This window comes from Rhodanobacter sp. FW104-R8 (genome assembly GCF_001617365.1).
Lineage (GTDB): Bacteria > Pseudomonadota > Gammaproteobacteria > Xanthomonadales > Rhodanobacteraceae > Rhodanobacter.
Window position 1 is genome coordinate 1 of sequence record NZ_LVJR01000064.1, and the last position, 4,626, is coordinate 4,626.

At 70.7% G+C, this 4,626-nt stretch carries 6 protein-coding genes; 5 read left to right on the plus strand and 1 reads right to left on the minus strand.

The window, feature by feature from the left end; genetic code table 11:
• Window positions 1–26 precede the first annotated feature (26 nt).
• Complete coding sequence (locus tag RHOFW104R8_RS11115) at window positions 27–731, minus strand: GTP-binding protein (protein WP_068094708.1); 705 nt, start codon at window positions 729–731, stop codon at window positions 27–29.
• Between the two features lie 116 nt (window positions 732–847).
• Between RHOFW104R8_RS11115 and RHOFW104R8_RS11120 the strand changes: the two genes are divergently transcribed.
• The 5 genes from RHOFW104R8_RS11120 (at window position 848) to RHOFW104R8_RS11140 (ending at window position 4,536) form a co-directional block, all read left to right on the plus strand.
• Window positions 848–1,609 carry a cytochrome c gene (locus RHOFW104R8_RS11120; RefSeq protein ID WP_068094711.1) on the plus strand — a complete coding sequence of 254 codons (762 nt, stop codon included), beginning with the start codon at window positions 848–850 and terminating at the stop codon, window positions 1,607–1,609.
• A 63-nt stretch (window positions 1,610–1,672) separates the two neighbouring features.
• Window positions 1,673–2,551, plus strand: a complete 879-nt coding sequence (locus RHOFW104R8_RS11125) for a thiol:disulfide interchange protein DsbA/DsbL (protein ID WP_068094713.1) — start codon at window positions 1,673–1,675, stop codon at window positions 2,549–2,551.
• Window positions 2,552–2,584: 33 nt separating this feature from the next.
• Window positions 2,585–3,235, plus strand: a complete 651-nt coding sequence (locus tag RHOFW104R8_RS11130) for a thiol:disulfide interchange protein DsbA/DsbL (RefSeq protein ID WP_068094717.1) — start codon at window positions 2,585–2,587, stop codon at window positions 3,233–3,235.
• Window positions 3,236–3,343: 108 nt separating this feature from the next.
• Entirely contained in the window at window positions 3,344–4,156 is an 813-nt protein-coding gene (locus RHOFW104R8_RS11135; RefSeq protein WP_068094722.1) for an endonuclease/exonuclease/phosphatase family protein, read from the plus strand.
• Entirely contained in the window at window positions 4,153–4,536 is a 384-nt protein-coding gene (locus RHOFW104R8_RS11140) for a hypothetical protein (RefSeq protein ID WP_068094726.1), read from the plus strand. The genes RHOFW104R8_RS11135 and RHOFW104R8_RS11140 overlap by 4 nt, the downstream gene beginning before the upstream one ends.
• Window positions 4,537–4,626 lie beyond the last annotated feature (90 nt).

Below are 4,626 nucleotides of genomic sequence, written 5' to 3' on the forward strand. Positions count from 1 at the left end.
CGCGAGCGGGCTCCTACACGTCAGCGTCAGCGTTCGTGGTCCTGGTGCGCGCCTTCACGCGACTGCAGCAGCAGCGCCGCCACGGCGGCGCGCGCCTCCTCCACGCCGGTGCCGGCGGCGGACGAGAACACCTGCGCGGTGGCGTGCAGGCCGTCGGGAAAGCTCTTGCGCATCGCCGCCAGCGCCTGCATCGCCTGGTTGCGGGAGAGCTTGTCGGCCTTGGTCAGCAACAGGTGGCAGGGCAGGCCGGTGGCGAAGCAGAAATCCAGCATCGTCCGGTCGAACTCCTTCAGCGGATGGCGGATGTCGGCGATCAGCACCACGCCGCGCAGGCTGCGCCGCTGGTGCAGGTAGCGGTCGATCTCCTGCTTCCAGTGCTCGCGCATCTCCAGCGGCACCTTGGCGTAGCCGTAGCCCGGCAGGTCGATCAGCCGCAGGTCGGACGAGGGCGGGCCGCCGGCGGCGGCCGGCGGTCGCTCCGGCGCCTCCTGCGCACGCGACGCCGGCACATCCCTGTACGGCGGCAGGCTGAACGCCACCATCTGCTGGGTGCGGCCCGGGGTCTTGGAGGTGCGCGCCAGCCCCTTGTGCCCGGTCAACGCGTTCAGCGCGCTGGACTTGCCGGCGTTGGAGCGGCCCGCGAACGCCACCTCGGCGCCCTGGTCGGCGGGAAGCTGGCTGATGCGGTGGGCGGCGAGCACGAATTGCGCGCCTTGCAGGGGATTCGACATGGGGATGGTTTGACCAAGCGATGGTGGCGCAGGGATAATTCTGCGGTTTCTGCCTGTTGCGGGCCTTGCGGCCGCAAACACCGGCAGTGTCCGCAAGTCTCTCGGGAGTCAAGTGTATGAGTTTTCGGTCTGCTGGTTTTCGGCCCGCGGTTCTCGGGTCCGCCATCGCCCTCGCGTTCGCGCTGTCCAGCGCTGCGCTGATGGCCCAAGAAACCCAGCCGAATACCGCCGCCCCGGCTGCCGCCAGCACCGCGCCGGCCGCCGCGGCCCCGGCGCCCGCGGCCAGCGCCCCGGTCAAGCCGGGCGACGCCACCGCCGGCCAGGCCAAGGCCGCCGTCTGCGGCGCCTGCCACGGCATGGACGGCAATTCCAGCGACGCGCAGTACCCGAAGCTGGCCGGCCAGAGCGAGCAGTACATCGTGCACCAGCTGACCAGCTTCAAGGCCGGCAAGCGGCAGAACCCGATCATGATGGGCATGGCCGCGCCGCTGTCCGAGCAGGACATGCACGACGTCGGCGCCTATTTCGCCAGCAAGACCCCGCTGCCCGGCGTGGCCGACCAGGCGCTGGTCGAGCGCGGCCAGGCGCTGTTCCGCCAGGGCGACGCCGCGCGCGGCATCCCCGCCTGCATGGCCTGCCACAGCATCGACGGCAGCGGCAACCCGGGTGCCGCGTATCCGCACCTGGCCAGCCAGCACGCGCAATACATCCAGGCCACGCTGAAGGCCTGGCACGACGGCACCAGCTGGGGCGACGACGCCCGCGCGCAGATCATGCCGACGATCGCCAAGCAGCTGAGCGCCGACGACATCGCCGCCCTGGCCAGCTACGTCGAGGGCCTGCACAGCGCCGGAAACCAGCCGGCCGCCACGCCCTGACCGACCCAGCGCCAACCGTCGTGTCGGCGCTGTCGTCTGATGCCCCACCGTACGAGGTTTGCCATGCTGAAGCGCCTGCCGTTCCTGTGTGCCGCCCTGCTCGCGCTCGCCGCCTGCAGCCATGACAGCAACTCCGGCGCCGCCCAGCAGGCCACCCCTCCTGCCGCCACCGGCAGCAGCGCGGCCGCACCCGCCGCCGGCACGAGCGCAGCCACGCCCGCGAGCGCGCCCGCCGCATCCGGCAGCGCCGCACCGGCCGCCGCGAGCACGGCAGCCACGGCCGCCGCACCGGCTCCGGCGCCGGCCGCGGCGCCATTCGTCGACAACGGCACCTGGGTCGAGGGCAAGCACTACTTCCGGATCGATCCGGCGCAGCCGACCAGCCACCCGGGCAAGATCGAGGTGACCGAGGTGTTCTCCTACGGCTGCCCCGCCTGCAACGGCTTCCATTCCACCGTCGACCGGATCGCCAAGAGCCTGCCGCCGGGCGCGGTGATGAACTACCTGGCCGCCTCGTTCCGGCCGGACGAGAACTGGCCGCTGTACCAGCGCGCGTTCTACGCGGCGCAGGCGCTGGGCGTGGTCGACAAGACCCACGACGCGATGTACGACGCGGTGTGGAAGAGCGGCGAGCTGTCCACCTACAACCTCAAGTCCAGCGGGCTGAAGCCGCATGCGGCGTGGCCCACGATCGAGGACGTCGCCAGGTTCTACGCCAAGTACGGCGTCGATCCGAAGGAGTTCGTCGCCGTCGCCAACTCGTTCAGCGTCAACACCCAGATGAAGCGCGCCGATGACCTGATGAAGGCCTATGGCGTGGACAGCACGCCGACCATGATCGTCAACGGCAAGTACCGCTTCACGGCCAGCTCCGCCGGTGGCTACCCGCAGGCGATCGAGCTGACCCAGTGGCTGGTGGCGAAGGAAGCGGCCGGCAAGTAGGCTGGGCCGCCCTCCCCCGCGAAGAGAAGATCCATGTCCAAGCGATTCGCCCGCCTGCGCGTACTCACCCTGCTCGGCGGCCTGCTGCTGGCCAGCGCCTGCACCGCGCAATCCGGCACGCCGGCGCCGTACACCGAAGGCAACGAGTACGTCACCCTGCCCGCGCCGGCGCAGCGCTACGGCAGCGAGGGCAAGGTGGAGGTGGTCGAGGTGTTTTCCTACGGCTGCATCCATTGCGCGCAGTTCGCGCCGGCCGCCGAGAAGCTGCGCAAGCAGCTGCCGGCGGGCGCGGTGTTCAAGCTGATGCCGGCGCCGTTCAACGCCGAGTGGACGCCGTATGCGCGCGCCTACTACGCGGCCAGGCAGCTCGGCGCGGTCGAGCGCACCCACCTGCCGCTGTTCAACGCCAAGTTCGCCGAACACTACCCGATCAACTCGCTGGACGAACTGGCCGACTTCTACGCCCGCGAAGGGGTCAACCGCGCCGAGTTCGTGCGCATCGCCACCTCGCCCGAGGTCACCGCGAAGCTGAAGGACGACCTGGCGCTGATCCGGCGCTGGCAGGTCGACGGCACCCCGACCATCGTGGTCAACGGCAAGTACCGCGTGGCCACGGTGCATTCGTTCGACGAGATGATCGCGGTGACGCAATGGCTGGTCCAGCGCGAGCTCGCGCACAAGTAGGTGCCGGCGGCGTGGCGGCTGGCGCGCCGTTCACGTCCGCGGGAGCATGCTGGCCGCCGCGTCCGGCGTGAGCCCGCGGGCGCCCCCTCCCCCGTGCAGTGTGTTGCGATGACCCGTGCCGCCCCTTCCCCCGCCGCGCCCGCCGAGCGCCACCTGCGCCTGCTGAGCTGCAACATCCTGGCCGGCGCCAGCGTGCAGCGCTACCGCCAGTACGTCACCCGCAGCTTCAACGCGGTGCTGCCCGGCCGCAGCAAAATGGACAACCTCGACCGGCTGGCCGAGGTACTGGCGCAGTTCGACGTGATCGGCCTGCAGGAGGCCGATGCCGGCAGCCTGCGCTCGGGCTTCCTCAACCAAACCCGCTACCTCGCCGAAACCGCCGGCCTGCCGTTCTGGAGCCACCAGCCGAACCGCGCGATGGCCAGGCTGGCGCACTCGGCGAACGGCCTGATCAGCCGGCTGGAGCCGCACTCCGTGCTGGACTACCCGCTGCCCAGCCGGATCCCCGGCCGCGGCGCGCTGCTGGCCCAGTTCGGCGAAGGCGACCATGCGCTGGCGGTGATGATCGCGCACCTGTCGCTGAGCGCGCCGGCGCGCGCGCGCCAGCTCGGCTTCATCGCCGAGCTGCTGCAGGACTTCCCGCATGCGGTGCTGATGGGCGACCTCAATACCGAGCCGGGCAGCGCCGAGATGCAGCAGCTGTTCGCCAAGTCCAGCCTGCAGCCGCCGGCGCAGGCCACGCCGACCTTCCCCAGCTGGAAGCCGCGACGCGCGCTGGACCACATCCTCACCTCGCCGGCGGTCCACCTGGAGAAGACCTGGGCACTGCCGCAGGCGTTCTCCGACCACCTGCCGCTGGCCGCGGAGATCCGCCTGCCGGCGCACGTCGGCGGCAAGCCCGTACCGGGCCGGCGCCGATGAGCGCGCGCGGATGGAAGAAGGCGCTGCCGTGGCTGGCGCTGCTGGCCGTGGCGCTGCTCGCCGCCTGGCTGCGCTACGGCCTGGTCGAATCCAGCGTGGTCGGCCAGCAGTGCAGCGCCGGCGGCCCGTGGTGGTGCCGCTGGCGGCAGTGGCTGGTGCTCGGCTTCCTCCACGACGTCTACGGCATCGCAGCGCTCGCCGCAACGGCGCTGGCGCTGCTGCACCGGCTCGCCTGGACCGCCTGGCTGGCCGCCGCGCTGGGCGCTTTCGCGCTGTGGCTGTACTGCGTGGAAAGCGGTGCGCTGGCGCTGCTGGTTGGGGGGTTGTGCTTGTGGCGGGTAGCTCGGAAAAACGAGGACGTTTCAACCACACCCGCATGAAGGGCAGTATTTAGTTGACCTTGCCCGCGAGAAACGTATCCCTTGCCGTGTGATTCAATCCACGCAAGGAGAACGACATGACGAAGACAA